This window comes from Arthrobacter sp. Z1-9, from assembly GCF_054792695.1.
In genome coordinates, this window is record NZ_CP096456.1 from 3,036,110 (window position 1) to 3,060,702 (window position 24,593).

At 65.1% G+C, this 24,593-nt stretch carries 25 protein-coding genes, 2 tRNA genes and 1 pseudogene; 7 read left to right on the forward strand and 21 right to left on the reverse strand.

All coding sequences use genetic code 11. The features are described 5' to 3' along the window. Positions 1 to 46: 46 nt before the first annotated feature. Positions 47 to 1,183: a winged helix DNA-binding domain-containing protein gene (locus M1D93_RS14075; RefSeq protein WP_461172100.1), complete on the reverse strand. Its 1,137-nt coding sequence runs from the start codon at positions 1,181 to 1,183 to the stop codon at positions 47 to 49. A 56-nt stretch (positions 1,184 to 1,239) separates the two neighbouring features. Between M1D93_RS14075 and M1D93_RS14080 the strand changes: the two genes are divergently transcribed. Next, positions 1,240 to 1,737, forward strand: coding sequence for a hypothetical protein (locus tag M1D93_RS14080; RefSeq protein ID WP_461172101.1), 498 nt, complete (start codon positions 1,240 to 1,242; stop codon positions 1,735 to 1,737). Here M1D93_RS14080 and M1D93_RS14085 read toward each other — a convergent pair. The 6 genes from M1D93_RS14085 to M1D93_RS14110 form a co-directional block, all read right to left on the reverse strand. After that, entirely contained in the window at positions 1,718 to 2,785 is a 1,068-nt protein-coding gene (locus M1D93_RS14085; RefSeq protein WP_461172102.1) for a UDP-N-acetylmuramate dehydrogenase, read from the reverse strand. The genes M1D93_RS14080 and M1D93_RS14085 overlap by 20 nt on opposite strands. Positions 2,786 to 2,900: 115 nt before the next feature. Further along, the gene (locus M1D93_RS14090) at positions 2,901 to 3,338 is read right to left on the reverse strand and encodes a MaoC family dehydratase (protein WP_461172103.1); all 438 of its coding nucleotides are present in this window, start codon (positions 3,336 to 3,338) and stop codon (positions 2,901 to 2,903) included. Between the two features lie 2 nt (positions 3,339 to 3,340). Next, complete coding sequence (locus M1D93_RS14095) at positions 3,341 to 3,802, reverse strand: FAS1-like dehydratase domain-containing protein (protein WP_461172104.1); 462 nt, start codon at positions 3,800 to 3,802, stop codon at positions 3,341 to 3,343. A gap of 41 nt (positions 3,803 to 3,843) precedes the next feature. Then, complete coding sequence (locus M1D93_RS14100) at positions 3,844 to 4,068, reverse strand: DUF3188 domain-containing protein (RefSeq protein WP_461172105.1); 225 nt, start codon at positions 4,066 to 4,068, stop codon at positions 3,844 to 3,846. A gap of 54 nt (positions 4,069 to 4,122) precedes the next feature. Continuing rightward, positions 4,123 to 5,043: a DUF2797 domain-containing protein gene (locus M1D93_RS14105; protein ID WP_461172106.1), complete on the reverse strand. Its 921-nt coding sequence runs from the start codon at positions 5,041 to 5,043 to the stop codon at positions 4,123 to 4,125. A gap of 26 nt (positions 5,044 to 5,069) precedes the next feature. Then, complete coding sequence (locus M1D93_RS14110; RefSeq protein WP_461172107.1) at positions 5,070 to 5,933, reverse strand: HpcH/HpaI aldolase/citrate lyase family protein; 864 nt, start codon at positions 5,931 to 5,933, stop codon at positions 5,070 to 5,072. 447 nt (positions 5,934 to 6,380) lie between these two features. Between M1D93_RS14110 and M1D93_RS14115 the strand changes: the two genes are divergently transcribed. Next, positions 6,381 to 7,451, forward strand: a complete 1,071-nt coding sequence (locus M1D93_RS14115) for an IS110 family RNA-guided transposase (RefSeq protein ID WP_461172108.1) — start codon at positions 6,381 to 6,383, stop codon at positions 7,449 to 7,451. Between the two features lie 44 nt (positions 7,452 to 7,495). Here the strand turns inward: M1D93_RS14115 and M1D93_RS14120 are convergent, their stop codons facing one another. Next, positions 7,496 to 8,437 carry an aldo/keto reductase gene (locus M1D93_RS14120; protein ID WP_461172109.1) on the reverse strand — a complete coding sequence of 314 codons (942 nt, stop codon included), beginning with the start codon at positions 8,435 to 8,437 and terminating at the stop codon, positions 7,496 to 7,498. 31 nt (positions 8,438 to 8,468) lie between these two features. Beyond that, the gene (locus M1D93_RS14125) at positions 8,469 to 10,181 is read right to left on the reverse strand and encodes a glycoside hydrolase family 13 protein (RefSeq protein ID WP_461172110.1); all 1,713 of its coding nucleotides are present in this window, start codon (positions 10,179 to 10,181) and stop codon (positions 8,469 to 8,471) included. 96 nt (positions 10,182 to 10,277) lie between these two features. On the opposite strand from M1D93_RS14125, the gene M1D93_RS14130 reads away from it, so the two are divergent. Further along, positions 10,278 to 11,480: an ROK family protein gene (locus M1D93_RS14130; RefSeq protein ID WP_461172111.1), complete on the forward strand. Its 1,203-nt coding sequence runs from the start codon at positions 10,278 to 10,280 to the stop codon at positions 11,478 to 11,480. Between the two features lie 6 nt (positions 11,481 to 11,486). Here M1D93_RS14130 and M1D93_RS14135 read toward each other — a convergent pair whose 3' ends face one another. The 7 genes from M1D93_RS14135 to M1D93_RS14165 form a co-directional block, all read right to left on the reverse strand. After that, positions 11,487 to 12,137, reverse strand: coding sequence for an SDR family oxidoreductase (locus M1D93_RS14135; RefSeq protein ID WP_461172112.1), 651 nt, complete (start codon positions 12,135 to 12,137; stop codon positions 11,487 to 11,489). Positions 12,138 to 12,152: 15 nt separating this feature from the next. Further along, positions 12,153 to 12,710, reverse strand: a complete 558-nt coding sequence (locus tag M1D93_RS14140) for a dihydrofolate reductase family protein (protein WP_461172113.1) — start codon at positions 12,708 to 12,710, stop codon at positions 12,153 to 12,155. A 53-nt stretch (positions 12,711 to 12,763) separates the two neighbouring features. Next, positions 12,764 to 13,570: a membrane protein insertase YidC gene (yidC, locus tag M1D93_RS14145; RefSeq protein ID WP_461172114.1), complete on the reverse strand. Its 807-nt coding sequence runs from the start codon at positions 13,568 to 13,570 to the stop codon at positions 12,764 to 12,766. Between the two features lie 87 nt (positions 13,571 to 13,657). Next, the gene (locus tag M1D93_RS14150; RefSeq protein ID WP_461172115.1) at positions 13,658 to 13,906 is read right to left on the reverse strand and encodes a hypothetical protein; all 249 of its coding nucleotides are present in this window, start codon (positions 13,904 to 13,906) and stop codon (positions 13,658 to 13,660) included. Between the two features lie 164 nt (positions 13,907 to 14,070). Next, positions 14,071 to 14,739, reverse strand: coding sequence for a DsbA family protein (locus M1D93_RS14155; RefSeq protein ID WP_461172116.1), 669 nt, complete (start codon positions 14,737 to 14,739; stop codon positions 14,071 to 14,073). Further along, positions 14,736 to 15,563, reverse strand: a complete 828-nt coding sequence (locus M1D93_RS14160; protein ID WP_461172117.1) for a cation diffusion facilitator family transporter — start codon at positions 15,561 to 15,563, stop codon at positions 14,736 to 14,738. Before M1D93_RS14160 ends, M1D93_RS14155 begins: the two co-directional genes overlap by 4 nt. Further along, positions 15,560 to 15,886 carry an ArsR/SmtB family transcription factor gene (locus M1D93_RS14165; RefSeq protein ID WP_461172118.1) on the reverse strand — a complete coding sequence of 109 codons (327 nt, stop codon included), beginning with the start codon at positions 15,884 to 15,886 and terminating at the stop codon, positions 15,560 to 15,562. The genes M1D93_RS14160 and M1D93_RS14165 overlap by 4 nt, the downstream gene beginning before the upstream one ends. A gap of 547 nt (positions 15,887 to 16,433) precedes the next feature. Between M1D93_RS14165 and M1D93_RS14170 the strand changes: the two genes are divergently transcribed. Beyond that, complete coding sequence (locus tag M1D93_RS14170; protein ID WP_461172119.1) at positions 16,434 to 17,465, forward strand: Ltp family lipoprotein; 1,032 nt, start codon at positions 16,434 to 16,436, stop codon at positions 17,463 to 17,465. Between the two features lie 486 nt (positions 17,466 to 17,951). Here the strand turns inward: M1D93_RS14170 and M1D93_RS14175 are convergent. After that, positions 17,952 to 18,281 (reverse strand): annotated as a pseudogene (locus M1D93_RS14175) (hypothetical protein); the annotation flags it as partial. Between the two features lie 30 nt (positions 18,282 to 18,311). Here M1D93_RS14175 and M1D93_RS14180 point away from each other — a divergent pair. Next, positions 18,312 to 18,473, forward strand: a complete 162-nt coding sequence (locus tag M1D93_RS14180; protein WP_461172120.1) for a hypothetical protein — start codon at positions 18,312 to 18,314, stop codon at positions 18,471 to 18,473. A gap of 338 nt (positions 18,474 to 18,811) precedes the next feature. Here the strand turns inward: M1D93_RS14180 and M1D93_RS14185 are convergent. From M1D93_RS14185 to M1D93_RS14200, 4 genes are all read right to left on the reverse strand, one after another. Further along, positions 18,812 to 18,885 (reverse strand) — tRNA-Met (locus tag M1D93_RS14185). Positions 18,886 to 18,946: 61 nt separating this feature from the next. Further along, positions 18,947 to 19,018 (reverse strand) — tRNA-Thr (locus tag M1D93_RS14190). A gap of 350 nt (positions 19,019 to 19,368) precedes the next feature. Beyond that, positions 19,369 to 21,516, reverse strand: coding sequence for a DEAD/DEAH box helicase (locus M1D93_RS14195; RefSeq protein ID WP_461172121.1), 2,148 nt, complete (start codon positions 21,514 to 21,516; stop codon positions 19,369 to 19,371). Between the two features lie 406 nt (positions 21,517 to 21,922). Beyond that, on the reverse strand, positions 21,923 to 22,579 hold the full coding sequence (locus M1D93_RS14200) for an MOSC domain-containing protein (RefSeq protein ID WP_461172122.1): 657 nt from the start codon (positions 22,577 to 22,579) through the stop codon (positions 21,923 to 21,925). Positions 22,580 to 22,736: 157 nt separating this feature from the next. Between M1D93_RS14200 and M1D93_RS14205 the strand changes: the two genes are divergently transcribed. After that, entirely contained in the window at positions 22,737 to 23,375 is a 639-nt protein-coding gene (locus M1D93_RS14205) for a Tat pathway signal protein (RefSeq protein ID WP_461172123.1), read from the forward strand. Between the two features lie 2 nt (positions 23,376 to 23,377). Beyond that, the gene (locus tag M1D93_RS14210; RefSeq protein ID WP_461172124.1) at positions 23,378 to 24,589 is read left to right on the forward strand and encodes a glutathionylspermidine synthase family protein; all 1,212 of its coding nucleotides are present in this window, start codon (positions 23,378 to 23,380) and stop codon (positions 24,587 to 24,589) included. Positions 24,590 to 24,593 lie beyond the last annotated feature (4 nt).

The window sequence follows — 24,593 nt, forward strand, 5'->3', positions numbered from 1 at the left end:
CCTGCCCCTTTGGGGGCGGGGCCGCTGTTGTGTGCGATGCGTGCGGTCAGGTGTTAAGGAACTCAACATACCGCCGGGCTGCACGGTCGAAGGCGGCCTGCGCTGCCGGACCGAGCGGGCGGGTGTCGTCGAACAGCTCAGGCACGACGGCGGCCCGCGGGCCTGCGCCTTCCCGCGCCCACGTCCCAATCACCTCTCCCCTGGCCACCAGGGTTTTCTTGAACACGCCGTTGCCGCCGGGGACAATTTTGTTGGCGTGCTCCGGCGCCAGGACCAGGCTCCGGTCCGTGTAACCGAGGACAAACTCGTCAAAGCCAGGCAGCAGGAGCACGGACCGCTGGCCGGGTAGACCGCCGTCGAGCAGGGATGCGGTTTCCGGGGATAGCCAGTAGCTCGTGCCCTCGAACTCAAGTTCCATCAGTTGCCCTTTAACGTCCTCGAACGCCGCCCGGACCTCGGTCAGCGGAATCTGCGTCCACCAGGCAAAGTCCCGAATCGTTGCCGGGCCGTGGCTGCGGAAGTAGCGCAGCAGAAACTCCGCGATGGCCTCCTGCCGCTCCAGCTGCCGCGACACCGGAATCCAGTCCTCGAAGTCCACCATCAGCTGCTGGTTGCCGGCCAGCGGCCCCTGCACCAGCCAGCCGTGCCGGCACAACGTTCCCAGAATGTGGATGCCCCGCTGGCCTTGGGTGGGCTGACCGGCGGCGTCGAAAACCTGGAAGAGCTCAGCGCGCCCGGCAGTGCCGCCACCGGTTACCCGTTCCAGCGCCATGTCCCGGCACTTCTCAACGTCCGCCCAGGTGATGCCCAGTTCGCGGTGCCGGGCGGCGATACTCTTCGTGAGCCGCTCTGCAGTGAGGTCCAGCATCCAGTGCAGATCCTCGGGCGCCACGAGGTGCAGGGTGCCGCGCATCGGCCACGACGGGACTACAGCACCTGAATCGAGGGCGGACCGGACATCACTCAAACCCGCTCCCGGTACCCTGGCGCCGACAGCCCAGATTGCTGCCTGCAGGTCCTGGGCCTGCATCGCCGTCATCCACCGGACCGTCCCGGCTATGGATCCGGAAACGTCGGGAGCGGGCTCCGGAGGAAGGGCCGGAAGCGGCACCAGCCGTTGGGACGCCAGCCGCAGCCTGCCCATGGTTGGGCGGTCAACACGGTTTCCCACCCTCGCAGCCATGGGCCCATCCTAGGCTCCCGGACGGGCCCGCCGACATGGACCGTTAGGGTGGAAGCATGACTTTGGGGAGTTTGTGGCAGTTGCTTGATCCAAACACGAAGCGGTGGATGGTTGGCGGGACACTGTCCGTCCTCGCGGGAACGGGCCTGGGGGTGGCCACCTTGCCCGGCTTCGTGGAGAGAGGCAGCTCGGACCCCTTGCTCCTTTTGCCGTCGCTCGTCTTGTGCCTGGGCGGCGGCTACGCGGTACTCTTCCCGGCCATCAGTGTGGGCCGCCCTGGGCTCCGGGTCTTCCGCGACTGGCGGTGCCACCCCCGGGCAGGAAAAGTTCTCTGGGTGCTGTCCCTCGCCATCGCCGTCTGCGGTTTGGCAACCTGTGTGGTGGCCGGAACCGCGAACCCGCTCGCCCCCGGCTTACTCGTCTGGCTGTTTATGGGGCTCTACCTTGCCAGCGCCGGCTGGGCCTCCGCCGTAATGGGACTCGGCACCGAAGTGGCGGGCGAATCATCCGGCGAGGCACCCGCTGAGGCTGCGGCTACAGTTCCAAGCCGATAAGCAGCGGTTCCGGGTGCAGTGTGATGCCAAAACGCTGTTCGACGCCGGTGCGCACCTCCCGCGCTACAGCCACCACATCCGCCGCGCTGGCCGAGCCACGGTTGGTGATGGCCAGGGTGTGCTTGGTAGACAGCGACGCGCGGCCACCGCTGACGCTGCCGGGCTCCAGGCCAAAGCCTTTGCTGAAGCCGGCTTGGTCGATCAGCCAAGCAGCGGAGAGTTTCACCAGCCCGTCCTGGCCTGCGGGGTAACGGGGCGCCCCCTCCGGAAGCGCCAAGGCGACCTCGGCCGGGACGATGGGGTTGGTGAAGAAGGAACCTGTGGAGTACGTGTCCCGGTCCTCGGGGTCCCACACCATGCCCTTGGAAGACCGCAGCCGCAGGACTTCCCGGCGCACGTCGGTGGAGTAGGCGCGCTTTCCCTGCTCCACCCCCAGCGACCGGGCCAGCTCGGCGTACCGGACCGGGGCGCTCATGCGCCCCAGGGGCAGCTGGAACTCAACGGTCAGCACCACGTAACGGGGTGAACCGTTGACCGTGGTCTGCTTGAGGATCGAGTCCCGGTAGCCGAATTTCAGCTCTGAGTTGGTGAAGGTTTTGACAGCGTTCCGCTCGCGGTCCCAGGTGCGGACGGCTGCGATGGTCTGGGAAACATCCGAGCCGTAGGCGCCCACGTTCTGCACCGGGGTTGCGCCCGTCGAGCCCGGGATGCCGGCGAGGGCCTCGATCCCGGACCAGGCATGAAGGACGGCGTGCTGCACGAGCTTGTCCCAGTTGTGCCCGGCCTGCACCACCACGGCCACGCCGCCGCAGGAGTCCTCCGCGTTGACGGTGAACCCCTCGGAGGCGATCCTGACAACGGTGCCCGGGAACCCGTCGTCGGAAATCAGCAGGTTGGAGCCGCCGCTGAGGATCAGCAGCGGCTCTCCGGCTGCGTCCGCGGTGCGGACGGCGTCGATGATCTCAGCCTCGGTCCGGGCCTCGATATAGGCGCCGGCAGGGCCTCCGACGGCGGCCGTGGTCAGCTTTGAGAGGAGTGTTTGGGTCACCAAACCAGCCTAACAAGACCAAACCGAATCAAACTCCATGAACCTGAGCCAAATGTACTCTTGGGCGCCACCAGTGCGAGCAGGTGCTGAGCTCGTCAGGTCCGCCTCTCGTCGCTCAGCTGAGCCGGACGACGGCCTGCGCCTTCATCAGGACTTTCTGCCCCGCGGAAACCACGGTGAGGTCAACGCGGGCGGTGCCGGCATCGGCGTCGAGCTTTCCGATGGTGCCGCTGACCTCGATGGTGGCGCCGGGGTCCGGGGTCCCGGTGGTGTCGGTGACCAGGACCGGCTTGGTGAAGCGGGTCTGGAAGTCGACGACGGCGGCCGGGTCGCCGGCCCAGTCACTGACCAGCTGCACGGCGGAACCCATGGTGAACATGCCGTGCGCAATGACGCCGGGCAGCTCCACGCCGGTGGCGAAGGCCTCGTTCCAGTGGATGGGGTTGAAGTCGCCGGAAGCGCCGGCATACTTGACCAGGTCCGTGCGGGTGACCTCGATGGTGCGGCTGCCAATTTCCTGGCCGGCGCTGAGTTCATTGAAGGTGGGGCTCATGGTTACTGTCCCTCTCCGCGGACCAGGATGGATGACGTGGTGGTGGTGACAGGCTCCCGGGAGTCATCGGAGCCGAGCGCAAAGATCTCCGAACGCGTGATGATCATCGCGCCGCCCCCCATGGCACGGACGCCGTCCACATGGAGCTCGGCAACCAGGCGGTCGCCGGCAAGGATGGGCCGGTGGTGGGTAAAGCGCTGGTCGGCGTGGACCACGCGCGAGAAGTCGATGCCGGCCTCCGGATCCTCAATAAGCTGGGCGTCCGCACGCTGGGCGATGATGATGGCAAACGTAGGCGGGGCAACAAGATCTGTGTGGCCCAGGGCTTTTGCGGCGTCGACGTCGAAGTGCGCAGGATGGGTGGCTTTGACCGCGCGGGCGAATTCGCGGATTTTCTCGCGGCCAACGTCGTACACCTCTGCGGCAGGGTAGCTTCGGCCCTGCAGGTCCGGATTGATAGTCATGGGCTCAAGCCTATCGTCAGGCTCAGGAGCGGCCCGAAAGGTTACCGGCGCAGGTTCTTGCGGATGCTCTGGCCGCGGACCACGATCCCGGCGATGTGCAGGACAAGGCCCAGGCCGATCAGCGGGAGGGAGGCGGTGGCGAGGCCGGAGTTGCCGCTGGTGTTGCCCACGAGGTTCAGTATAATGCCGACGGCGATCAGTCCCATCGCGCTGAAAACCAGGACTTTGTAGCGGATTGGCGCGGTGGCCCAGAATTCGTTCAGCACCCTGCCATTCTACTGGGATCGCTTAGCGGCTCCGCCTACGGGCCGGTCCCGGAATCAGAACAGCGCTTCCTGGACTGCCGGCACGGCGGAGCTGTACTGGCCCAGTTCGATGCTCCGGCCCTTGAGCTGGCCGAGGTCCACCACGAACTCCAGGTCCGCGTCATCGAGGGTGGCCAGGACAAAGCTTCCGCCGACGGACCGGATGGTGAACCCGTGCTCCCCGGCAGCCAACCGATGGGGGTAGGCGTGCCGGGCGGTTCCGGTGCACAGCCGTTCGGCGAGCCCGGGCCTGCTCCAGCCTTCATCCACCACCTCGAAACCGTCCAGGCCAGCTGTGGAAATGATCCCGCGCACGGTGGCGGCGAGCCCCGCGTTGTGTGCGGAGAGCCAGGAAGCAGGAGCCGGAGTCTCAAGGGCGGCGGCCTTGGCGGCAGAACGCACCTGCTGCGGAAGCCCGCCGTCGCGCGTCACCAGGTCTTCCAGGATCCGCACCACCCGACCGTCAGCGGCACGGGCGATGTACCTCGCCACCACGGCGCCCTGTTCGGCGAGCCGCTGCCACTTTCGAAGGTCCGACGCCGTGCCCACCTTGGTTGCCCCGGTGGCGAAGGTGGCAACGTAGAGCCAGTGCGGCTGCATGAGGTAGTTGCGCAGGCCCGGCGGGACGCGCCCGCCCCGGTGGAAGTCGTGCATCAGCCGGAAATCGTCCGCCACAAAGCACCGCTCGCACTGGTTTCCGCGGGCCGCCGGAGATTGCCCGGCGCAGAGGACGTGGTCCCGGTGGTCGGGGCCGTGCACCCGGTGGTGGCCAAGGCAGGACTTCCCTTCGGCAGCCAGCCGGAAACCCAGGCGGGTGCCGCCGTCGAGCACCAATTCCTCGAAGGTGCCGTCCGGAGCCTGCAAACGCAGTACCGGGCGCGAGGCCGGCGGGGCAGGCCAAAAGACCCCGTGGACCAGATAACGGGTATCGGTCACGGGGTCTCCTGGAAGAACTGTGGGTGCTACAGCGCGGGCTGCACCCCAAAGGCTACGGCGAGTTTCATGATTTTCTCGGCGCGGCCCAGGCGGGGCAGGTCGGAGCCGTCGCGGATGACGCGGCCGTTGGCTTCGAAGTCGGCCATGAAGTCGGTGGCCCAGGCGACGTCGGACGGCGTGGGGCTGATGACCTCGTTGATGACGGGGGTCTGGTCGATGGCCAGGCAGAGCTTGCCGGTCATGCCCATCATCACCGTGATGCCGGTCTGCTCCCGCAGGATGGGGTGGTTGGTGCCAACGGTGGGGCCGTCGATGGGGCCCGGCAGGTTGCCGACGCGGCTGGCTACCACGAGCTTGGCGCGCGGGTAGGCCATGGCCTCGGCAGTGGCTGCCATGCCGGTGTCGCGGCGGAAGTCGCCGGAGCCGAAGGCCAGGCGGAAGGCGCCCTGGGCCTTGGCGATCTGGTTGGCTTCCTCGATGCCGACGGCGGATTCCACCAAAGGGATGACGGGAGTCTTGCCGTCCATGCGGTGAAAGCTCTCGGTCACCTGGTCGGCGGATTCGGTCTTGGCCAGCATGACGCCAAGGAGACCGGGGGTGCCGCGAAGGCCAGCCAAATCATCTGCCCAGAACGGGGACGTGGCGTCGTTGATCCGGACCCAGGCCTTGCCGCCGGCGGTCAGCCAGTCAACCACGTTGTTCCGTGCGTGGTCCTTCTGGGAAGGGTCCACGGCATCTTCAATATCCAGAATGATCGAGTCGGCGCGGGACACGGCGGACTGGTCAAAAAGCTCGGTCTTCATGGCATTAACAAGGAGCCATGAACGGGCGATCTCTGCTGGGATATTGCGTTCCGGCCTTACGGTCTCGGTGGCGATGGTAGACGTCATGTATCTACCGTATCCGTCTTGGAAGCAGCACGAGGCAGAAACCGGCCCGCTTGTGAGCTTCAATACGAACTAAACGGGATGTGACTCGGGTCCTGACGAAAGTAGGTAGCAGCAAGTGTCGCTATGGGGCGCCAAAACGACTGTGAGGATTGGGGTGGCTGGTCCGGGACTGGCTGGCAGAGTTGGTACTGGCCGTTCCGCGCTGTGGTCGTGACTCACAAAACGATTGGCCCCCTCAGGGTGCCGTTCAAGTGACTTGTCCGTCTGCGGGGTGGGCCGGCCGGTACCTTCCCGGCCCACTTTGGTGACTTGATCAGAAGGTTGCCCGCCCCCTCTAGGGGGGCGTGGCTCGTCACAGTGCTGTTCCGAAGTGACCTCTACCCGGGCTGGTACCGGCCGCGTGCGGCCCTGACCGTATCCGCGAATAGAGGAAGTGCCAGAACCGCTATGTCTATCGTTGCTCATTCCTACCCGTTTGTCGTGGGAGTCGATACCCACGCGAAAAAACATGTCTACGCGATCATCGATCCCGCAACCGGGCAACTGCTTCAGACCCGGGATTTCCCCACGACCGGTGCTGGTATCAACCGGGCCATTGCCTGGGTGGCCCGCCTAACCGGCGCCGACCTGGCCACCTTGTGGGTGATCGAGGGCGCCGCGTCCTACGGCGCCCTGCTGGCCGGTGCCGTGTGCGCGGCCGGCTACCCTGTCGCTGAAGCCGCACGGATGGATGCCCGCGCCCACCGCGGGGTAGGCAAGTCCGACCCGCTGGACGCCCACCGGATCGCCGCGGCCGTACTGCCCCTTCGCGAGCAGCAACTGCGCAGGCCACGGCTCAACGAAGGCGTCCGCGCAGCCCTGCGCATCCTGGTCTGCGCCCGTGAGTCCATGACCACCGACCGGACCCGGGCCGTGAACGCGCTCACCGCGCTGCTCCGGGTGAACGACCTTGGCCTGGACGCCCGCAAACCCCTCACCGGCACCCAGATCGCCGAGGTCGCCCGGTGGCGGGCCCGTGAAGAACACTTGGCGCTGTCCGTTGCCCGCACCGAAGCTATCCGGCTCGCCCAGCACATCAGGAAGCTCGACACGCACATCAAAACCAACAACGACCAGATCACCGAACTGGTCCAAATCAGCGAAGCCGCACCGCTGCTCCAGGAAAACGGCTTCGGCCCCGTCACGGCCGCCATCTGCCTCACCGCCTGGTCCCACCAGGGCCGCGTACGCTCCGAGGCCGCCTTCGCTTCCCTGGCCGGCGTCAACCCAATCCCGGCCTCCTCAGGCAACACCGTCCGGCACCGACTCAACCGCGGCGGCGACAGAACCCTGAACAAAGCCCTGCACAGAGTCGCGGTCAGCAGAATGGCCTTTGATACCAAAACCACTGCCTACGTCGAGAAACGACAAGCCGAAGGACGGACCAAAAGGGAAATCCGGCGGTGCATCAAACGCTACCTCGCCCGCCAGATCTACCGAACCCTCAACGCGACAAAGACGGACCCCTCCACGGCTTGACGAACTATAGAAGGGTCACTTACAGCTACCTAGTTGGGGACGGGTCAGGGGATGTTGCTGCCCCGGGCCGTCACCCACAGTTGGTACCACTCGGCCCGGCTCATCGCCTGTGCCACGCGGGCAGCGTCCGCACACGCACGGATGCGTCCGGGGTTGACCGTTCCGATCACCGGGGCGATGCCCGCCGGGTGCTTCATCAACCATCCCAGCAGCACGGCTTCGCCCGAGCTGCCGTACCTCCCGGCCAGTTCAGACACCAGTTCCGCGGTTGCGGCTTCGGCCGACGTCGGGCTATCCGGTTCCGCCCCCGTATACAGGCCGCGGGCCAGTGAGCCATAGGCCTGAAGGGTGATCGAGTTTCGGGTGCAGTATTCCAGCGTGCCGTGCGGGAAGCTGTAGTCCAGATGCTCGGGATGGTTGACCAGCACCTGGCTTTCCAGCCATGCCCGTTTGAGCAGGCTCATCTCCAGCTGGTTTGCCACCACCGGCGTCTCCAGCCGGTCCTGCAGCACCTCGATCTGCGCCCCGGACATGTTGGACACGCCCAGCTGCCGGACCTTGCCTTCCGCCATCAGCTGCCCGACGGCGGCGGCCACCTCGGCCGGGTCCGCCAGAGGGTCCGGGCGGTGCAGCAGGAGGATGTCCACGTAGTCCGTCCGCAACCGCTTCAGGCTTTCGTTGACCCGCTCCAGGATGGCCTCCCGGCTGAGGTCGTAGTGCGTCTGCAGGCCGCGCTCGTTCAGCCGGATCCCGCACTTGGTCTGCAGCCGAACGCGGTCCCGAAGCCCCGGCGTGGCGGCCAGCACCTCACCAAAAACAGCTTCCGACTTGCCGCTGCGGTAGATGTCCGCGTGGTCAAACAGCGTAATGCCTGCATCCAGCGCGGCCTCCACGGCGGCAGCGGCCTCGTCCACATGCTCGCTGGCATGCGGCTCGTCGGACCAGCTGCCACCCAGGCCCATGCAGCCATAGATCAGCTCCTGCATCAGGCTCCCCGCCCCGGAAGGCATGGGGACATCAGCGCAGCCATGCGGTGGTGTTGGCTGGCAGCTTGCCGTCCTCGAGGGGGGCGCTGCTGACCAGGACCTTGCCTGCCGGAAGGTCGACGGCGGTGTCCCCGAAGTTGGTCACTGACTGCCAGCCGTTGGGGCGCCGGAAGTGCAGGACCTCCGCGGTGCCGGTCTCGACCCATTCCAGCTCTTCGTCGGTCTGCAGTTCGCGGCGCAGCTTCAGGGCGGCGCGGTAGAGCTCCAGGGTGGAACCGTTGGTGCCGTCCTGCGCCTCAACGGCGTACTTGCTGAACCAGTCAGGCTGGGGCAGGTGGGCACCGCCGTCGCCGAAGCCAAAGGACGTTCCTTCAACCTTCCAGGGCAGCGGAACGCGGCAGCCGTCGCGGCCGATTTCCACGCCCTTGTTGCGGAAGAAGGAGGGGTCCTGGCGCTCGGATTCCGGGATGTCGGCCACTTCCTGGAGGCCAAGTTCCTCGCCCTGGTACAGGTACGCGGATCCCGGGACCGCGAGCATCAACAGGGTGGCGGCGCGGGCCCGGCGTTCGCCGAGCTCGATGTCCAGGTCCGCCTTGGGACCGCCGGCGAGCAGCCAGTCCTTGCCGTCCTGGCCTTTGGTGCCGGCCTTGCCCTTGGACACCTGGGGCAGCCCGTAGCGGGTGGCGTGCCGGACCACGTCGTGGTTGGAGAACACCCAGGTGCTGGAGGCGCCGGTGGCGGCGGCTTCGGCGAGGTTCCGGGTAATGATTTCCTTGTACTCAGCGGCGTCGAAGTCTGCCTGCAGCAGGTCGAAGTTGAAGGCTTGGCCCAGGCCCTGCGGGCTGGCGTAGCGGGCGCGGCGGGTGGCGTGGACCCAGGCTTCGGCGATGGCGGTGCGCGGCGGGTTGTACTCGTTGAACACCTCGCGCCATTCCGCGTAGATCTCATGCACTTCGTCGCGGTCCCAGAACGGGTGCGTGCCGTCGTCGAACCCGTCCACCCCGGTGTTGGCCGCGCTCAGTTCGAGCTTGGAGAGCAGCGGTTCGGTGAGGTCCTTGGTGAGCGCGTGCGCAACGTCCACCCGGAAGCCGTCAACGCCTCGGTCTGACCAGAAGCGCAGGGTCTTGAGGAAGTCCTCGCGGATTTCCCGGTTGGACCAGTTCAGGTCCGGCTGTTCCTTGGCGAAGATGTGCATGTACCACTGGCCCGGGGTGCCGTCCGGTTCGGTGATGCGCTCCCAGGCGGGGCCGCCGAAAACGGAGTCCCAGTCCGACGGCGGAAACTCGCCGTTGGGGCCCTTGCCGTCCCGGAAGATGTAGCGGTCGCGGGCCGGTGATCCCTTGGGTGAGGCGAGCGCTTCCCTGAACCACGCGTGCCGGTCCGAGGAGTGGTTGGGGACGATGTCGGCAATCAGCTTGATGCCGGCGTCGTGCAGGGCCTTGGCCATCTCGTCGAAGTCTTCCAGCGTGCCCAGCTTGGGGTCCACGTCGCGGTAGTCGTCCACGTCGTAGCCGCCGTCGGCGAGGGCCGATGGGTAGAACGGGCTCAGCCACACGGCGTCGATCCCCAGCGACTTCAGGTAAGGGACCTTGGAGGTGATGCCTTTGAGATCACCGATGCCGTCGCCGTTGGAGTCCGCGAAGCTCCGCGGGTAGATCTGGTACACGGAGGCCTGGCGCCACCAGTTCGGATCGGCCAGACGGTCGGAATCGGACAGGGTTGCCAGCGTGGCGGTGGTGGACAACGGATGATCCTTTGCTGCTTGTGAACTATATTTATTTTGATTCTAAATTTACTTCCTCAAGTATTATCTGGTGCGGTCGGCAGAAAGGTCAACAGCATGCCTGAAGTGCCCCTAGCCACTCCCAGCCTGCTGCGGCGGGTCAGCGCCGGAGCCGTGCTGGAGTACATGCGCCTGGCTGCCGCCGTGACTGTCACTGAGGTCATGGACGCGACTGGACTGACGAGGGCAACCGCCATCGCGGTGTGCGAGGACCTGAAGGACCGCCGGTGGATCCGTGAGCTGGAAAACCAGCGGGCCTTCGGGGACTACCAGAAGGGCCGCCCGGCCCGCAGGTTTGAGCTGAATGAACGGGCAGGAGTCGTCCTGGGCCTGGACATCGGCTACTCCAAGGTGACTGCGGTGGTGGCGGACCTGCGGGGTGACACCGTGGGGAGGTCGAGCCTGCCGTTTGATGTTGCCGATCTCACGGCGGCGCAGCGCATCAGCTTCATCGAACGGGTGGCCATGGGCGCCTTGGCCCGAGCCGCCGCAGGCCCGGAGGAGGTTCTCGCTGTCTGCGCGGGTGTTGCCGCCCCTGTAGACCGGCACGGCGACGTGCTCGCAACGCAGGAATTCTGGGGCCTGTTCGACATCGACCTCCGCGCGTCGCTGAAGGAGCTGCGTGGCTGGACGGTGCTGCTGGAAAACGACGCCAACCTGGCTGCGCTCGGGGACCGCTGGCTGGGCGCGGCCGCCGGAGTGGACGACGTGGTGGTCATCCTCGCCAGCGAGCGCCTGGGTTCCGGTGTCATCGACGGCGGCAGGCTGCTGCACGGCAGCCGGGGCAGCGCGGGCGAGTTGGCTTTCCTGGACCTGGTCGAGGGTGTGGGCGACACATACGGCATCGCCCACCTGGCCCGGACCTGGGCCGCGGAAGCCCTGGCAGGCACAGCCACGACGTCCCTGCGGGCCGACGCCGGCAACGGTGCCGAGGCAGAACATGTCTTCACCGCGGCAGCCGATGGCGATGCCGTAGCCCAAAAAATTCTCGAGCGGCTGGCGGACAGGCTGGCCCGGGTCATCGGCACGGTAGCCACCATGCACAACCCGGAGCTGGTGGTGATCGGCGGCGCGGTGGCCAACTCCGCGGGGGTTCTGCTGGGGCCCATCGCCGAGCGCCTGCCCGCTTTTACAGCCACTCCCCCGCGCATCGCTGTTTCCCCGCTGGGGGACGCGATGGTGACGGTCGGGGCAGTCCGTGCCGCGCTGGACTATGTGGAGAAAAACTCCCTGGACATTGAACTGGCCCCGCCTGCGTAGGACGTGCTACGGCTGCAGGGCAGCTGCGATGGGCAGGGTCCCGTCACGGAATTCGATGGTCCTGCCGGCTGTTTCCGGGAGGTCCAGCACTGCGGCCGCCACACTCGCGGTGTTGCTCCGTGAGGTTTCACCGGTGCCCTCCGGCGAGGGGTCGACGTCGATCAGCCCGGTCCCCGGCCTGTCCGTCAGGGTGCCCGGCCCCAGGATGGTCCAAGCGAGGCCGGTTGCGCGGAGATATTCGTCAGCCGCGGCTTTCGCTTCGGCGTAGGCAAAAAAGCCGTTGCTTTCCGGCACTCCGTGATCCTTGCGGGCTCCCAGGTAGGACACCATCACGTAGCGGTTTACGCCCGCCTCCGCTGCGGCATCCATCGACCGGATGGCCGCGTCCCGGTCCACGGCGTAGGTCCGGGCCGGATTCCCACCGCCGGCACCGGCTGACCAGACGACGGCGTCGTGGCCCTTCAGCGCCCCGGCGATCGCCGCCGTCGCCGAATTCTCGATGTCAAGGACCGACGGAGTTGCTCCCGTTTGCGCGACGTCGCCCGCGTGGTCCGGGTTGCGGATGAACGAGGTGACACTGTGGCCTTCGTCCGTAAGGATGGCGGAAAGATGCAGGGCCACTTTGCCGTGGCCGCCGATGATTGCGATTCGGGTCATGGACCCATTCTGCCCTCAGGTGAGGCACCGGTACCGCAGGTAGACGACGCCGTTGCGGAATCTGCGCTCGTCCAGGAGTTCGAGCTGCAGGTTCAGCCCCTCAGGCAGGAACCTCAGGCCCCCGCCCACGGCCACCGGATTGAGGAAGATGCCGCATTCGTCCACCAGCCCTGTCTGGAGCGCGGCAGCAGCCAGGGTGGCCCCGCCAATGCCGATGATGCCTTCGGCGCTCTCCTTCAGGTGCCGGATGGCGGTGGGATCGAAAGCGCGCTGGATCGTTGTCCTGGCTGTCAGCGGCGCGTCCAGGGTCGTGGAGAAGACAATCTTGTCCGCGGCCCGCCAGATCTGCCCGTAGTCCTGGATCACGGGCGGGTCTCCGCTGCCGCCGAGGGTATCCCAGACGGACAGGACCTCGTACATGCGCCGCCCCAGCAGGTACGTCCCGGCGTCGCGCTCGAGGTCGTTGACGAAGCCATGGACCTCCTCGTCGGGGGCGCTCCAGTCGAAGTTGCCGCTGCGGTCTGCGACGTAGCCGTCCAGGGACGCGATGCCGGTGTAGATGAGCTTGGCCATGGGCCCATTGTGCCGGTCTGTACGGTTCCGGGTAAGGCCAGCGGGTTTCGTTTTTACGCGGGACCACTTTCCTGATGTCCCCGGACGAGCAGCTGCTGCCCCATTGTCCAGGCGTTGGTGACCGTCCAGTAGATCAGGACGCCGATGGGGAAGAAGACCCCGCCCAGTGCGAACACCACCGGCAAAATGTAGAGTGCCATCTTCTGCTGCCGCAGGAAGGGGCTTTCTGCATCCCCTGACGGGACAGTCCTCGCCATCACCCTTCTTTGCGTGACAACCTGCGCGGCGGTCATGGCAAGGATCATCAGGAGGGTCAACACCATAACGGCTGTGTGGTCGCCGCTGCCGCCGTGCAGCACTGATGCGGTCAATGAGGCGCCGAAGATGCTGGACTGGTCAAACTGCACCACTTGGGCGTGGCTCAGGGAGCCCGTACCCTCACCCTGAGCTGCCCTGGTGCTGATGCCGGAGAGAACCTTGTACAGCGCGAAGAAGAAGGGCACCTGGATCAGCATGGGCAGGCAGGCGGAGAAGGGGTTGGTCCCATGTTTTTTGTACAACGCCATCTGCTCCTGCACCATGGACTGGCGGGAGAGCTGGTCTGTTCGGCCCTTGTACTTTTCCTGCAGGGCCTTAAGGTCCGGCTGCAGGAGCCGCATCCGGCGTTGGGCGTCGAGCTGCCTCAGGAACACGGGAATCAGGGCCGCGCGGATCAGCAGAACCAGCCCGATGATGGACAGCGTCCAGGTCCAGCCGCTCGCGGGAGGCATACCAACGGCGCTCAGCCCATCATGGAAGCCGACCATGATGACGGATACCAGCCATCTGAACGGGGCCATAACCTGGTCAAAGAAGTCCATGCGTTTCCCCATCCGTGCGTTGCGGCAAAACTACGGGGAAACGGAGAACTTGTCACGCACTCTTGTTCAGGCCAATGGCGCACATTCCTATCGACCAGGTGCACCGACCAGGACTTCACGGTAGTGCGCCGGCAAACGAACGATCTCGAGTTCCGACATGTCGAGAAGGCGGCGGCTCCCTGTCAAAGTGTCCAGAATCCAGAGCAATCCCCGGTCCAACGCGACCTCTGTGACCGGCCCGCGGTGCACCAGAGCGCCCCGGTAAAACGCTTCGATGGCATCTCCCGCGGAGAGTTCATCACAAGAACCGATAAAAAGCTGGTCATTGCTGTTCATGACCCGTCCTTTTCTTTGTTGAAGGGCTCCCCCTGACCCCATTGTGTCGGCACAGGGTTGCTTCCGCGTGTACCTAAGATGATGTTTTGCCGACAATCTGAAGTCGGTCCCGCGCCAGGCACCCCAGGCAGCCGGAGAGGTTCACCTGGGCCGGCATGACGGGGCTATCGCGCTGCTTCGTCCAGGAGTTGGCGGAACTGCTCCTCGCTGTTCAGCGTGAGCTTTTGGCCGTCAAGGAAGAACGTGGGGGTTCCGGTTACACCGAGGGCTTTGCCGTCGGCGAGGTCTTTGCGGATCCGTTCCTTGGTTTCCTCGGCTGCAACGGCAGCGTCGTACTTGCTGATGTCCAGGCCCAGTTCATCGGCGAAGATTCGGAACAGCCCCGCCTGGGAGTCCTGTCGTTCGCCCCATTGCGGCTGGGTTTCGAAGAGCTTGGCAGTCATCTGCTCGTATTTGCCCTGCTGAGCTGACGCTTCCACGGCCAGGGCCGCGACGCCGGAGTTGGCGTGCCCAGGGAGGGGGAAGTAGCGGTGTATGAAGGTGATCCTGTCTCCGTACTCCTTCTTAAGCTCCTGCACCAGGGGTTCGCCGGCGCGGCAGGATTCGCATTCGAAGTCCAGGAACTCGACCAGCTGGGCTTTCTCAGTGGTTGGGCTGGTGACGCGGTGGCTGTCCTCCCTGACCAGCTGCGCGTTGACGGCGGCCGGAGGCGCTGCGGGCGCTGGCTTGTTGGCAGTGAACACCGCGTACCAGATCACGCCGAAGGTGAGGAGGACAGCGAGGATGGTCCAGATGGCGGTCCGGACGTTCCGTGCTGTGAAGGCGGCGCTCACTGATCCGCCGGTTTCGTTCCGAGGGTCAGGGTCACCGGCGCGGGTTTGGCGTTTCCCTGGCAGCCGGCGCAGCAGGCACTGTCCTGCCCCGGCTGCAGAGGAGCTTCCGACACTGACACTGCTGGGAGTGGGGTGGTGGCTGCGGGTGCGCAGCAGTCACCGTCCTCTTGGCCATGGCCATGGGCGTCGTCAGTTTGGGGGCGGGCGCAGCATGCTTCTCCCCGCCAGGCGTTGATACCCTCACGAACGGCGATCCCGGCGATGATCAGGGCAGCCCCGGCATCGGCCCACCACCAGCCCAGGGTGCTGTTCAGGACCAAGCCAACGAGCAGGACCCCGGAGAGGTAGGTGCACAGCAGGGTTTGTTTGGAATCGGCCACGGCCGTCCGAGACCCGAGTTCCCGCCCTGCCCTGCGCTGGGCCCAGGACAGGACCGGCATGATGGCCAGACTCAACGCTGCGATCACGATGCCTGGGGTGGAGTGCCGGGCTTCTTCCCCGCCCGTCAGTGCACGCACCGCGTCGGCGGATACGAACGCGGCAAGGGCGAAGAAGGAAATGGCGATGATCCGCAAAGTCAGGTGCTCACGCCGTTCCGGGTCTTTCGCGGAGAACTGCCAGGACAGCGCCAGGGCCGAGGTCACCTCGATGACCGAGTCCAGGCCGAAACCGATCAAGGCAGCAGAGTCGGCGACGTTGCCGGCCCAGAGCGCGACGACGGCTTCAATAAGGTTGTACGTGATTGTCGCGGCGGCAAAGAGCCGGATACGGCGGTTCAGGACCGCTCGGCGTTGAGAAGTTGCAGCCTGCAGCAGTGCGGTCATACGAGGCACTCCCCGTCAGGGGCGCAGCAGGCAGGATCCACGGCCAGAACTACACCGAGCAGGTCCCTAACCGCATGACCCAGCCGAGCGTCGGCAAGCTCATACCTGCTCCGCCGCCCGTCGGGGACGGCAACCACCAGGCCGCAGCCCCGCAAGCAGGTCAGATGATTGGACATGCTCTGCCGGCTTACGCCCAGGGAATCGGCCAAATCAGAGGGATAGGAGGGAGCATCTGAAAGAGCCAGCAGAACCGCGGCGCGGGTAGGGTCCGAGACCGCATAGCCGAACCGGGCAAGCACTGGTGCCTGCGTGAGTGTTTCCATGTCACCAACGTACAGCGCTAGCTGTATTCACGCCAAGATGTATAAACGCCCGCAGTCAACGGCCTTGCGCAGCCGACCCGTCTACGTCGTTGCGGAGTTGGCCGCGGAACTGGTTGAACGACAAGACTGGCGAAGCTCCCGGACGGTAGGTGCTATGCGAGAAGCCACGCTGAAGTTTCTCATCGAGAAGGCAGACGGATATCACCTTGGAACGGCCTTCGTTGAGGAACTTATGCAGGCAGCACTAGGACCTAAGCACTGATACTAATCATTCATCCCGCTGTGCGCTGTTAAATAGGCCAAGACGCAACTTTTTCAAACTGTTTGGGTTCGACCCCGCCGATAGGGTGTAGCATCCGCCTTAAGGGCTCCCATGCCCGTAACGCTATCGGGGGAAGCGGCAATGCTTACTACTGTCGGCTGGAGCGGTTTGCCGCCTCTGCAGCCCGCGCTTGGGCGCTGCATCTCCTAGAGGCGTCCATCTCCGCGTCCATCTCCGCACTCTTTGCAAACGCACGCCGATCACGTGTCCTATAAAAGGACTCTCATGAGCCACCCCAGCCTCTCCCCCTATCCCCCAACCTACGGCTATGGGCAGGTGCAACAGAGCAACAAGTCTTTCCTTGTGACATGGTTGCTGTCCCTCCTCCTCGGCGTTCTCGGCGTGGACCGGTTCTACTTGGGCAAAGTCGGAACCGGCATCCTCAAGCTGCTTACCTTCGGCGGACTCGGCATTTGGGCCCTGATCGACCTCATTCTCGTAGTGACCAACAAAACCCGCGATAAGCAGGGCCTTCCGCTGGAGGGTTACGACCGGCACAAGAAGGTCGCCCTGATCGTCACCGGCAGTTTCATCCTTCTGAACATCATCTTCATCGCCACGCGCGATGGATCTGGCACAACCTCCACCTCATCCGTTTCCACTCCGAAGACCTCCGCTTCTGCTGCTGCTACCGCCTCGGCAACGCCCACACAGGATCCTGCCGTTGCAGCGGCTGAAGCTGACGCCGCAGCGATAGAGAAGGCTGAAGCTGATGCGGCCACCAAGGCAAAAGCTGAAGCCGACGCCGCTGCCGCCAAGGCCGACGCTGACGCCGCTGCCAAGGCCCAGGCTGACGCCGCTGCCAAGGCCCAGGCTGACGCTGACGTCGCAGCGATAGAGAAGGCTGAAGCTGATGCGGCCACCAAGGCAAAAGCTGAAGCCGACGCCGCTGCCGCCAAGGCCCAAGCTGACGCTGACGCAGCAGCTGCCAAGGCTGCTGCTGAGGCTGAAGCTACTGCCAAGAGAGGGACGATCAGCCAACAAAACGCTCTGCGGAGAGCTGACAGCTACCTGGATTACACCGCGTTCTCGCGCACCGGTCTGATCTCGCAACTGGAGTACGAGAAGTATTCGACCGAGGATGCGACCTGGGCTACGGACCGTGTGACAGTCGACTGGAATGAGCAGGCAGCCAAAAAGGCCAAGAGCTACCTGGAATACACTTCCTTCTCGCGTTCCGGACTGGTCGACCAGCTGCTTTACGAGGGCTTCACGCCGGAGCAGGCCGAGTACGGGGTAAGCACGACCGGCCTGTAGTGGCACCGACTCAGTTCCAGTTGTGCTGAGGGGGACGCCGCTGGAACTGAGCCACCCAGACACTCACCGACGCTCATTCGCCACGGCCACTGTAAGAACTACGCCCTGCCCCGGAGGAGCAGGAAGTCCAATGTCACGGTCACCCGCCACCGGAACGCCTTCTACTCAATAGAAGGCCGGGGACCTCGGCAAAACCTTCCCGCTCTTATCCCCAACGGGCTCACAGTCAGCCCGGGAGCGGACGAAGGATAAAAGCAGATATATGGGGTTTTCAGCCACCTTCACCAGATCATATCGGCCTCTGTTACTTCGCTACGGCGCACACGCCTCCACGCGGCCAGGATTTGAAGAGCAATACACGGAGTTTGTCCGGGACGCTCCGGGCCGAGCCGCTGATGCTATCTCAGCCTGTGCAAGCAACGTCCGATGCTGCCATGGGCGTCCTCATCACAAAGCCGGTAGGTACCAGCATGTCGCTCAAAGCGATCATTCCGCTTCGGAGCGTTCCTCGGACCGGTCAATGGTGTCAGCAATCATGGCCGCGATCTCCTCCAACGAGTTCTCCGCAGTCGAGAGCCCGGCACGGGAGGCGAGCAAGGGACTCTCGTCATTGAGGTCATCAAACGTGAGTCCGTGCAATACCGGGATAACTCGATTCGTGCGGAGTAGCGCGGCTAGTTCTTTGTCGGCGATGCCTTGGTTTTGCAGCGATTGGAGCATCCCGTGAGTGACGAGCACAACCCCCACCTTTGAGTCCCGGAGGCCCTGATCAATTCGCCGGGTAAGTGGTTCTCCGAGGCTGACGTCCTTTTCGCTAAACCAGACCGATGCACCAAAGCTTTCAAGGTGATCATGGAGTTCCTTGGCGGCATCTTTCCGGTCCGGCTAGGCGTGGCAAAGGAAGACGTCCCGCAGGTCGGGCTTGCGTTCGTTGAGCTGCCGAACAGCGTCGCTGGTAGGTTCGAGTTGACGAGCCTGGTCAGCGGTGTAGTGGACAACCGGTCGTGAGCGCGTCGCGTTGGCGCGGAGTCGCAGGTACCGGTCAACCCGGAAGGAACACAGCGTCACTTGCCGACGTGGGCAGGTGCCTCGGGCTGGAAAGGGCCGCGGCGTTGCTGTTGCTCCAAGACCTCGTAAGTTGCGGTTTTGGTCTTGACGGATGACATCAGGCATATGCCGTGGTCATCGATCAGGAGATCTATGTGACGCTCCTTGCCCCGCAGCTGCTACTGCGTCGGCTGGCCCAAGCAGCTTCAACCGACTGAATTAGTTGGGTTTCGGTTGGATCGGGCATTTTTAAGCCAGAAGCAGGTCAGAGGCTCTAGGCCCCTGACCTGCTGAAACTGTAGCGGTGGGGAGGCTCGATCTCCCGACCTCACGATTATGAGTCGTGCGCTCTAACCAACTGAGCTACACCGCCACGAATGAGAAAAACCTGTGTCAAGCCGGTCAAAACCGCCTTGACACAGGCCCTCATTCAGAGCCCCCCACCGGAATCGATCCGGTGACCTCGTTCTTACCAAGAACGCGCTCTACCACTGAGCTAGGGGGGCAACGAGTAAATACTCTACCGGAAGATTCCACCACCAACAAATCGGCGCCCGCACAGGTCAGCAGGGGCTAAAACCGTCGCCCAAACTGCCCTCCAAGGGCCGGAAAACGCCGGAAAACCACGGAAAATCAAACCCGCCAACCCGCGCACGCGGACCGGCTACGCGCCTCTTCCAAAGGACGCGGAGCAAGGATGTGTTGATCCCCACACTCCCCAGAAGCGGTGGGCCGGAAGTAGCGGACACCGCGTGGCCGCTAAGCCGCCGTCGTAGGTAAGACACGGCGGCGTTAAACGCCGGTGGGCCGACTCGAAAGCCGGCCCACCGGGGGAACGCGTCAGGCTAACTGACGTTTACCACTTGCCCTTGCGGTTGAAGTCGCGCTGTCCGCCCTCGTTGCCGTGGCGGGGCTTGCGTGAGCCGTCGCCGTGGCCACCGAAGCGGGAGTCGCTGGCCTGGCCGCGGGTAGAGCCGCTGTCAGCACCAGCGGAACGCTCGCTGTACGAACGACCGCCGCGGTCGGCGGAGGAGCGCTCGCCGTCGTTCTTGCGGAAATCCTTCTTGAACCCGCCGGTGCCCTTGAAGTTGCCCCCACGGTCGCCACCGCCGGAGTAACCGCCGCGCTCGCCGCTACGGTTGCCCTGGTAGGCGCCACGCTCACCGGAGGGCTTGCGGCCGTTGTCCAGCTCAAGGTTGATCAGCTCGCCGCCGATCCGCGTGCGGGACAGTGCACGCAGCTGCTCGGGGCTGAGGTCCGCCGGCAGCTCCACCAGGGAGTGGTCCGATCGGATGTCGATGCCGCCGATCTGGGCCGAGGAGATGCCGCCCTCGTTGGCGATGGCGCCAACAATGGAACCCGGCATGACACGCTGGCGGCGTCCCACCGCGATCCGGTACGTGGCGTTACCCTCGGTGAGCGTGCGGGTCGGTCCGCGGGAGCCGAAACCGTCCTTGGAGCGTTCGCGCTTCTGGAACTCGGGAGCTGCAGGCAGTTCCCTGACCAGCAGCGGCTGGCCGCCCTGCGCCATCACGGCAAGGGCAGCAGCGATTTCCGCAGCCGGAACGTTGTGCTCTTCCTCGTAGGAGGCGATGAGGTCGCGGAACGCGGAGACGTCCTCGGACGCAAGCGTCTCGGTGATCTTCTCGGCGAACTTGCCCAGGCGCAGCGTGTTCACGGTCTCCGCGGTAGGCAGGTGCATCTGCTCCACCGGCTGGCGGGTTGCCTTCTCGATGGAACGCAGCAGGTACTTCTCCCGCGGCGTCATGAACAGGATCGCGTCGCCGGAACGGCCGGCACGGCCGGTGCGGCCGATGCGGTGGACGTAGGACTCGGTGTCATGCGGGATGTCGTAGTTAACAACGTGGCTGATGCGCTCCACGTCAAGGCCACGGGCCGCGACGTCGGTGGCCACCAGGATGTCGATGCGGCCTTCCTTCAGCGCGTCGACGGTGCGCTCACGCTGCTGCTGCGGGATGTCACCATTGATCGCTGCTGCCTGGAAACCGCGGGACTTCAGCTTGTCAGCCAGGTCCTCGGTGGCCATCTTGGTGCGCACGAAGGCGATGACGCCGTCGAACTCCTCAACCTCGAGGATGCGGGTCAGGGCATCGAGCTTGTGCGGGCCCATGACCTGCAGGTACCGCTGGCGGGTATTGGCGCCGGTGGTGGTCTTGGACTTGACGGAGATTTCGGCCGGGTTGTTCAGGTACTGCTTGGACATGCGGCGGATTTGGCTCGGCATGGTGGCGGAGAACAGGGCAACCTGGCGGTCCGACGGCGTCTGCTGGAAGATCTGCTCAACGTCCTCGGCGAAGCCCATGCGCAGCATCTCGTCAGCCTCGTCCAGCACCAGGTACTGGAGTTCGGACAGGTCAAGGGAGCCCTTGGAGATGTGGTCGATGACGCGGCCCGGGGTACCCACAACAACCTGGGCACCACGGCGCAGGCCGGCGAGCTGCGGGCCGTAGGCGGAACCGCCGTAGACGGGCAGGACGGTGAAGTCGTCAATGTGCTTGGCGTAGGAAGTGAATGCCTCCGCTACCTGGAGCGCGAGCTCGCGGGTGGGGGCCAACACCAGGGCCTGGGTCTTGCGGGACGGGCCGTTGAGGTCGTGGAGCTCCGCCAGGCGGGACAGTGCCGGTACTGCGAATGCTGCAGTCTTACCGGTGCCGGTCTGGGCGAGGCCAACAACGTCGCGGCCTTCCAGCAGCAGCGGGATGGTTGCTGCCTGGATGGGGGACGGCTTTTCGTAGCCGACGTCCTGCAGGGCGGCGAGCACGCGGCCGTCGATGCCGAGGTCCGCAAACTTGATGCCTTCTTCTTCCTCAGCGATGGCTGCGGGAGTTTGCTCAGCGTTGGCTGCGGGGGCGGCCGGCGCTTCGACGGAAGCTTCGGCTGCCGGGGCGGGCTCAGCTGCGGGAACAGCGGCCTCGGTGAATTCGACGGCGGCGGTTTCGGCGGCTGCCGCTTCGAAGGTGGAGTCGTTTTGGTTTTCGGGCATAGGGAAGAATTCCTCATCCATAGGGGGCCAGGCGGCACAACCCGAGGTGAGCGGAGCCGCAGTACGTGTGCCGTGGGTGCCGGGCAAACGTTGACCGGCCGGTCACATAGAAGTCCGGCGCTTTCGCAATCCCGTGGCAGGACTTCCCGCTGCATCTCTTGGCTGCTATCCCAGCAGTCTGTACAGCGTTTTCTTTAGCCGGCTCTCCCTATGAAAATGCCCGCATCGCTTGCGCGGGCCCCAACACTTGCCAGTCCTGCCTCAAAAATTGGGCAGGAATAAGGGATTTCCGGAGTGGGGGATATTTCAAGTGTAGGGCACGCACCGGCCCCGGCGGTAATTGGGAGTACGACGTCGGCGGTGAGCTTGCCCACACCGCTCCCCTGCCAGCCACCCGGGTGGGCTGCTACCGGGCCAACTGCCGTTCCAGCGCCGCGAACTTCTGCCTGAACTCAGGCTGCTGCAGCCGGATCTCACCGTCGGCGTCGGCGTCACGCAATGCTTCCATCGATTCAAGGTCCGGCTCGCTGAACCACTTGCCCACGGTAACCCCGTGCCTGGGAACGTACGTCCGGTGGATATGGTCCCCTGCCCGGATGGTGCCGACGCGGATCACCCGGAGGTAGGCTCCCACCCGGCCCTCCCCCGTGAAGCGTTTGACGAATTGCGGCTCACCCAGCCGTCGCTGGAAGGTGGCGCAGGGTGTGCGCGGGGACGTCACCTCCACTTCCACGTCGAGGCCGATCTTCCAGCGTTCGCCGATCACCGCCCCCGTGGTGTCGATCCCCGCCACGCGCAGGTTCTCACCGAAGATCCCCGGGGGCAGGTCGCGCTGGAGCTCACCCGCCCAAAAGTCCGCGTCGGCCTGGGAGTAGGCGTAGATGGCCTGGTCCGGGCCGCCGTGGTGTACCCGGTTCGCCTGGATGTCGCCCTGCAGGCCGAGCTTGTGCACCTTCACCGGCCCCTCCACCGCACGCTTGTCGATGGCAGTCACGCCCACGCTGGAGAGATCCGGAAGGAGCTGGTGGACACGGCAGACGGCAAGCACAGAGGCGGTTTCCATGGCACCAGTGTAGGTTTCCGGCGCAGCCCGTGGCGGCTACCCCGCCATCCCGGCTTTCCTGCTCGCAGCAGCAGGCTGCAGGGACTACGCTGATTTGAGGATTGCAATTGGGGGTGCAGCGCTGTGCCCAATTCACGTAACAACTGAGGGGGACGCCGTGGACCCGAACAAGGACCCGGAGCACGATCCAGCCAGGGGCGATGGCCGGCAGGACGGCGCGGCGGGCAGCTCCGCTGCCGCACCGAACGGCACGCCGGCGCCGGACGCCCCCAAGCCTCCCCCCTGGCAGGTACCCAAGCCGGAACTGCGCCCGGAACTCCTCAACGAGCCAGTCACACCCGTGGACCCCTTTGCCCGTGACCGCGAGAAGCAGCAGACCGAGGCGGTGGCACGGAAGAAGCGCTCCCAGCGGCGCACCGTAGTGGTGGGCCTGGGCGTGACGGCCCTGCTGGCCGGCACCATCACCGCGGTGGTTGCCAGCAACCAGGACGAGCCGGAATACGCGCAGGTCTGCTTCAACGACGAAACCGGCGAGCGCGTCGAGGACGCCAGCTGCGACAGCTCCGCCGGCCGTGGCGGCGGCATCTACGCCTGGTACTTCTTCTCCCGGGGCGCCTTTGTCCCGGCGGTGGGGCAAAACCGTTCCACCGCCCCCAACTACACTCGGACTGTGCCCACCGGTGCGAAAGCGTCTACCGGTTACAGCACCAAAGGCGGCACTGTGAGCCGGGGCGGCTTCGGCACCAGCGCCAAAAGCGGCACCAGTGGTGGCGGCGGCAAGGTTTCGGGGGGTTAGGCGTGAAGCGGTTGTTGTCTGAACCCAGGCCCGGCTGGAAGCAGAAGATTGAAGAGCAGGGCCTGGTCTTCTCCACCACCACCATGCCGGACGGCCGCAGGATCGAATACTGGAACGAGGCCGCCTACTACGAGTTCACCCTGGACGAGGTGGAGACCCTCGAGGCAACGGCGGAGGACATGCACAAGATGTGCCTGGAGGCCGCCCGGTTCCTTGCCACCGGCGCCATGGGGGACATCGGCATAGGCCCGCAGGCCCTGGAGTTGGCTGCGGACTCATTGCAGGCCGGCGATCTCGATGTTTACGGTCGGTTCGACTTCATCTATGACGGGCAGGGCGGCCCCGCCAAGATGCTCGAGTACAACGCGGACACCCCCACGGGCCTGATCGAAGCCGCCGTGGCCCAGTGGTTCTGGCTGCAGGACGTCTTCCCGGAGAAGGACCAGTGGAACGGCATCCATGAAGCGCTGATCCGGCAGTGGAAGAAGATGCAGTTCCGCACCGGCATGAGCACCCTTCACGTGGCGCATTCGGAGGTCGAGGATTCCGGCGAGGACTGGATGACCGCGGCCTACATGCGGGACGTGGCCAGCCAGGCGGGATGGACCACCATCGGCATCAACATGTCCGATATCGGCTGGGACCCCAACCTGAACCGCTTTGTGGACCTGGACAACTTCATGATCAGCACCATGTTCAAGCTGTACCCGTGGGAGCTAATGATGAAGGAACCGTTTGGACCCCGGCTGCTGGAACGCGCCCACAATCCCCGCTGGGTGGAACCCGCCTGGAAGATGCTGCTTTCCAACAAAGCGCTCCTCGCGGCCCTGTGGCACCTGTTTCCTGGGCACCCCAACCTGCTGCAGGCGTACCTGAACGAACCGGGGCCGCTGAAGGAATGGGTGGCCAAACCACTGCACGGCCGCGAAGGCGACAACATCAAGATCCACGCCCAGGGCATCAGCCTGGAACAACCCGGCGGCTACGGCCGTGAAGGCTGGTGCTACCAGCAGTACCACCCGCTGCCGGACTTCGACGGTAACCACCCCGTCCTTGGCCTCTGGGTGGTGGACGGTGAGTCCGTGGGCTGCGGCATCCGCGAATCGGACGGCCCCATCACCGACTATTTCTGCAGATTTGTGCCCAACACCATTGACGCTCCGGCCCCGCTCTCGGCCGCGGCCCACTCCAGCAAAGCAGGTATCGCACTATGACTCC

What these genes read in the sequence shown, in the direction of transcription:
- M1D93_RS14075 (WP_461172100.1), bottom strand. Translation starts at nt 1,183, where the DNA reads ATGGCTGCGAGGGTGGGAAACCGTGTTGACCGCCCAACCATGGGCAGG.
- M1D93_RS14080 (WP_461172101.1), top strand. Translation starts at nt 1,240, where the DNA reads ATGACTTTGGGGAGTTTGTGGCAGTTGCTTGATCCAAACACGAAGCGG.
- M1D93_RS14090 (WP_461172103.1), bottom strand. Translation starts at nt 3,338, where the DNA reads ATGAGCCCCACCTTCAATGAACTCAGCGCCGGCCAGGAAATTGGCAGC.
- M1D93_RS14095 (WP_461172104.1), bottom strand. Translation starts at nt 3,802, where the DNA reads ATGACTATCAATCCGGACCTGCAGGGCCGAAGCTACCCTGCCGCAGAG.
- M1D93_RS14110 (WP_461172107.1), bottom strand. Translation starts at nt 5,933, where the DNA reads ATGACGTCTACCATCGCCACCGAGACCGTAAGGCCGGAACGCAATATC.
- M1D93_RS14115 (WP_461172108.1), top strand. Translation starts at nt 6,381, where the DNA reads ATGTCTATCGTTGCTCATTCCTACCCGTTTGTCGTGGGAGTCGATACC.
- M1D93_RS14120 (WP_461172109.1), bottom strand. Translation starts at nt 8,437, where the DNA reads ATGCAGGAGCTGATCTATGGCTGCATGGGCCTGGGTGGCAGCTGGTCC.
- M1D93_RS14130 (WP_461172111.1), top strand. Translation starts at nt 10,278, where the DNA reads ATGCCTGAAGTGCCCCTAGCCACTCCCAGCCTGCTGCGGCGGGTCAGC.
- M1D93_RS14135 (WP_461172112.1), bottom strand. Translation starts at nt 12,137, where the DNA reads ATGACCCGAATCGCAATCATCGGCGGCCACGGCAAAGTGGCCCTGCAT.
- M1D93_RS14140 (WP_461172113.1), bottom strand. Translation starts at nt 12,710, where the DNA reads ATGGCCAAGCTCATCTACACCGGCATCGCGTCCCTGGACGGCTACGTC.
- yidC (WP_461172114.1), bottom strand. Translation starts at nt 13,570, where the DNA reads ATGGACTTCTTTGACCAGGTTATGGCCCCGTTCAGATGGCTGGTATCC.
- M1D93_RS14150 (WP_461172115.1), bottom strand. Translation starts at nt 13,906, where the DNA reads ATGAACAGCAATGACCAGCTTTTTATCGGTTCTTGTGATGAACTCTCC.
- M1D93_RS14160 (WP_461172117.1), bottom strand. Translation starts at nt 15,563, where the DNA reads ATGACCGCACTGCTGCAGGCTGCAACTTCTCAACGCCGAGCGGTCCTG.
- M1D93_RS14165 (WP_461172118.1), bottom strand. Translation starts at nt 15,886, where the DNA reads ATGGAAACACTCACGCAGGCACCAGTGCTTGCCCGGTTCGGCTATGCG.
- M1D93_RS14170 (WP_461172119.1), top strand. Translation starts at nt 16,434, where the DNA reads ATGAGCCACCCCAGCCTCTCCCCCTATCCCCCAACCTACGGCTATGGG.
- M1D93_RS14195 (WP_461172121.1), bottom strand. Translation starts at nt 21,516, where the DNA reads ATGCCCGAAAACCAAAACGACTCCACCTTCGAAGCGGCAGCCGCCGAA.
- M1D93_RS14200 (WP_461172122.1), bottom strand. Translation starts at nt 22,579, where the DNA reads ATGGAAACCGCCTCTGTGCTTGCCGTCTGCCGTGTCCACCAGCTCCTT.